This is a genomic window from Marinococcus halophilus (assembly GCF_002265875.1).
Classification (GTDB): domain Bacteria; phylum Bacillota; class Bacilli; order Bacillales; family Marinococcaceae; genus Marinococcus; species Marinococcus halophilus.
Genome location: NZ_NPFA01000040.1, coordinates 1 through 4,022 on the forward strand (window position 1 = coordinate 1; position 4,022 = coordinate 4,022).

The 4,022-nt window shown below is 38.8% G+C and carries 5 protein-coding genes; 4 read left to right on the forward strand and 1 reads right to left on the reverse strand.

The annotated features are described in order from the left end of the window. Nucleotides 1–29: 29 nt before the first annotated feature. Nucleotides 30–503, forward strand: a complete 474-nt coding sequence (locus CHL76_RS16580) for a hypothetical protein (protein ID WP_143747485.1) — start codon at nucleotides 30–32, stop codon at nucleotides 501–503. A gap of 42 nt (nucleotides 504–545) precedes the next feature. Here the strand turns inward: CHL76_RS16580 and CHL76_RS17155 are convergent, their stop codons facing one another. Then, nucleotides 546–851 carry a hypothetical protein gene (locus CHL76_RS17155; protein WP_147041533.1) on the reverse strand — a complete coding sequence of 102 codons (306 nt, stop codon included), beginning with the start codon at nucleotides 849–851 and terminating at the stop codon, nucleotides 546–548. A 281-nt stretch (nucleotides 852–1,132) separates the two neighbouring features. On the opposite strand from CHL76_RS17155, the gene CHL76_RS16590 reads away from it, so the two are divergent. The 3 genes from CHL76_RS16590 to CHL76_RS16605 all read left to right on the forward strand — a co-directional run. Further along, on the forward strand, nucleotides 1,133–2,059 hold the full coding sequence (locus tag CHL76_RS16590) for a protein rep (RefSeq protein ID WP_010891103.1): 927 nt from the start codon (nucleotides 1,133–1,135) through the stop codon (nucleotides 2,057–2,059). A gap of 16 nt (nucleotides 2,060–2,075) precedes the next feature. Next, the gene (locus CHL76_RS16595) at nucleotides 2,076–2,666 is read left to right on the forward strand and encodes a hypothetical protein (RefSeq protein ID WP_010891104.1); all 591 of its coding nucleotides are present in this window, start codon (nucleotides 2,076–2,078) and stop codon (nucleotides 2,664–2,666) included. Nucleotides 2,667–3,021: 355 nt separating this feature from the next. Continuing rightward, nucleotides 3,022–4,022 (forward strand): plasmid recombination protein (locus tag CHL76_RS16605; protein ID WP_094909171.1); only part of this gene is annotated, 1,001 nt, incomplete at its 3' end.

Consider the following 4,022-nt stretch of genomic DNA (forward strand, 5'->3'; position numbering starts at 1 on the left):
TATATAACTTAGCCTATGGTTCGTTCAAGATGAAAAATGAAAACACGAACTTGGAATTATCGAATAAAGGTTGGAAAAAAGAGATCGATCGTAAAGACCAAATGTATGAGGAACTGCGAGAAGAAAATGAAAGCCTTCGGAATGATAAAAAGAATCTTCAAGACAATAACAACAGCCTCCAGACGGAAAACACTATTCTTCATCGAACACTGGACAAGGTTAAAGAACAGATAACGGAAAAGAAACAGTCGTTTGCGATCATGGTGGGAAAAGCAAAAGCTCAAGCCATTCTCTCGTTAAATCTCAAACGGTACCCTGCGAGTCTGCGGAGAGAGGATGAAATGCCGGGGATGAGAAGGGAGTTCGTCAGGGATAAGGAGGAAAAAGATAGAGAAAAGGCACGACAACTAGAACAAGAACGACAAAAGGAAGAAGAGAAAAAACAAAAGCGACAGAAACAGCAAAATCAAAGCCGGGGGCGTGGTCCTGGTTTAGGAATGTAAAAAATATGCCTGGAGGAATATATTCCTCCAGGCATATTTTTTTTAATAAAACAGCAAGACGAATGTTGCCGCAAAGAACGGAAGGATAAATAAAATTAGAGAAACGATAATTAAATGCTTAATCTGGAGGGCAAGTGCTAAAATTAAACCGAATAAGCCAAATATAAAAGCAAAGAAGGATATGTAAAGAGTGCCAAAGAACTCGTACTCATAAACCCAAAATCCTCCATTCATGTTATTAGGGAGAACGAGAGGAATGAGAAGAATATATCCGCAAAGAATAATAATCCAATTGATGATATAAGCAATTTTTTTAAGAATCATTTTTACCTCTTTGGATTTTGACATAAAAAAAGGAACTCTATTTAGAGTTCCTTTTTTGGTTTTTAGAAACGATTGAGCGAAGCGAAAATCAGTTTCTACTTATCTTGATAATAAGGGTAACTATTTACGGCGAGAGGTGAGTCTCAAATCCGTTGAGCGAGTAGGCGTAAAACAGAAAAAACTTGCATTTTCATACCTAGTGTTTTAGACTTTTAAGTACCACCTTAAAGCCAAAAATTAGGAAGAAGTGCAAGTTTTTGCTGTTCTTCCTGAGGTCGTTCGCCTCAGAAAGGAATTTCATTTGTATGGAAAAGTATAAAGACAAGAAGCTGAAAAATCAAGTACTGGCACGGTTTATTAAGAAGTTTTTGTCCGAATCGTCATGGGAGTACGTCCAGGATTGTAATACATTTATGATGATGGTGGCTGATGAAACCTTGGAAAACAAAAAACAGCATAAAGGAAATACGTGTAAAAATCGTTTTTGTCCGATTTGTTCCTGGAAGAAAGCAAGAAAAGAAGCGTTGGCCTTAGCGATTCAAATGGAATATATCAAAGATACATATAACAAAGATTTTATTTTCCTTACATTGACGACACCGAATGTGAAAGCGGAAGAATTACATGATGAAATTAGAGAATATAATCATGCCTTTCAAAAGCTAGTAAAGCGAAAAGAAGTTCAGAGCATAGTTAAAGGCTATATTCGAAAGTTAGAGGTTACATATAATCAAGATCGAGATGATTATAATCCGCACTTTCACGTGCTGATTGCGGTAAATAAAAGTTATTTTACGGATAAACGTTATTATATTTCTCAATCTCGATGGTTAGAATTATGGCAGCAGGTAACGAAAAACCCGTTGATCACGAATGTTCACGTCCAAAAGGTACGAACCAATAGCAAAAAAGAAGTGGCGGAGCTGGCGAAGTATTCAGCGAAAGACAGTGATTATCTGGCGAATGAAAAAGTATTTGATGCGTTCTATAAAGGGCTTAAAGGTAAGCAATTGATAGTGTATTCTGGTCTGTTTAAAGAATCCAATAAATTATTTAAAGACGGTGAACTGGATTACTATAAAGAACAGGATCCAACGGAATACATCTATGCATTGCTTTATCATTGGGGTAAAGGAAATTATGTTGAGGATGAAAAACGTTTACTTACAGAGACTGAGCATAAAGAAATAAATAAAGATTTAATACATGAAATGGATATAGAAGAAGAGTAGGAATTGGAGTGTATTTATGGTTAAGAAAAAAGATAACTTTTTTTTCTTGGGTTTCAGAGAATTAATATTAACTGCTCTTAATTTTCTTTTTACTTTTTTGTTTTATAATTTTAGCGTCGATTCACTTTTTGATATGCCAAGTTATGTTTATACCGGATTAATGGTTATTTTTTTCGTCTTAGGTTTATATTTTGGGTTATTGTTTTTAAGGAAATGGATTTGGAGCCACTTTGAAGGTAAACAATACAATCCAAGTGTATCTTTCTTGAGAGGAAGGCCTCCTCGTGGTGCAGTAACTGATTTTCGTAAATATAGAGGTTTTCTTTGGAAAAGTGCCATAGAAATCCCTCCAAGAAATAGGGGTATACCACTTGAACATGGTTTATCTCTTGATGGTGTGGAAGGGCCTTTGTGTCCTAAATATGATTGTAAAACTTCTCTTGTTTGTAATCGTACATTTTTTGGACGATTTGCTTATTCGTGTCCGAGATGTAACTTTAAAAAAAAGTCTTCTTATTCTGGTCGCACCCTTGAACGTGATTTTGAAAAAGTTATGGAAAGTGAGATTCACAAGGAAGACTTTAAGGATGAATTGAGAAATATCTAAGAATAAAAGTATTATGTAGGAGTCAACGATAAGCGGACTTCGGCGTTAGCCGATGGAGCATTAAGGAGTTGACTCCTTAGGATGGTTTCCAGGCTCTTGGCGACAGCAAAAAGGAAAAACACTTTTTCCCTTTTTGCTTCGTCCTCGACAGAGCCACCGGAGGTAGAAAGAAAGTTTTTGGCTGCCCCTTTTTTCAAAAAGGGGCGGTCTTTTTTTGGCCATGCGGAGCATGGCTCGGCGGAGCCGACGGCCTCGCAGAGCGCTTTCGTTTTGACACACCTGTCAAAACTTAGAAAGCGTTACTTTGGCAAAGTAACAAATATCTGGTAGCCTCAGAGGTAGCGAGGTGATGGGAATGGGTATGAGTATCTCCCTCAAAAAGGATACGAGGAAGACCAACATTAAACATAATAATCGGGAGTTCACGGAACGAGGAAAAGAACGAAATGACCACATTGATTTCTCGAAATCGGATCGGAATGTCTACCTGGTAAAGAATGATCTCCGGGAATTATATGAGCGAGAGTTTGGAGCAGCGAAAGATCGATACAATGATAAGCAGCAACGTCGGGACCGAAAAATTGACGATTACTATAAGCATGTACAGCAAGGAAAAAAGACGAGACCCCAACAAGAAATGATTGTGCAGATCGGAGAACAGGATCAGTTCCAGGACAATGAGCCCAACCGGGAAATGGCGAAAGAGGTTCTTCAGGAATGGTTCCAGGAGTTCCAGCAACGGAATCCCCAACTGAAAATGTACAATGCGGTGATTCATGATGATGAAGCAAGCCCGCATATGCATATGAACTTTGTGCCCGTGGCCACAGGATATAAAAAAGGGATGGATACGCAGGTGTCGTTTGACCGGGCGATCAAGCAGCAAGACGCAACGTTGAATCAGACGCACCCTTTTGAAGACTGGCGGGAACGAGAGATTGGATTTTTAGAAGAAAAGATCAATGCCCGGGGGATTGATCGGGAGCTCGTGGGAACGAATGACTATGAGGACATGAATGACTTCAAAGCGAAGACCAAAGAGCTTCAAGACCTGGAGCAACAGGTTGAAGATAAACGGGCGTCTCTGGAGCCGATGAAGGAGTTTGAACGGGACTTTCATCGGATTACCTCTGAATCGAGAGAAAAGCGTTCTATGGGCTTCACAGGAGCCCGAAAAGTGGAAATGCCGAAGGAACATTATGATGAGTTATATAACTTAGCCTATGGTTCGTTCAAGATGAAAAATGAAAACACGAACTTGGAATTATCGAATAAAGGTTGGAAAAAAGAGATCGATCGTAAAGACCAAATGTATGAGGAACTGCGAGAAGAAAATGAAAGCCTTCGGAATGATAA

Excerpts from the sequence above, each read along its gene's own strand:
- CHL76_RS16580 (WP_143747485.1), top strand. The coding sequence starts at position 30 with ATGAAAAATGAAAACACGAACTTGGAATTATCGAATAAAGGTTGGAAA.
- CHL76_RS17155 (WP_147041533.1), bottom strand. The coding sequence starts at position 851 with ATGTCAAAATCCAAAGAGGTAAAAATGATTCTTAAAAAAATTGCTTAT.
- CHL76_RS16590 (WP_010891103.1), top strand. The coding sequence starts at position 1,133 with ATGGAAAAGTATAAAGACAAGAAGCTGAAAAATCAAGTACTGGCACGG.
- CHL76_RS16595 (WP_010891104.1), top strand. The coding sequence starts at position 2,076 with ATGGTTAAGAAAAAAGATAACTTTTTTTTCTTGGGTTTCAGAGAATTA.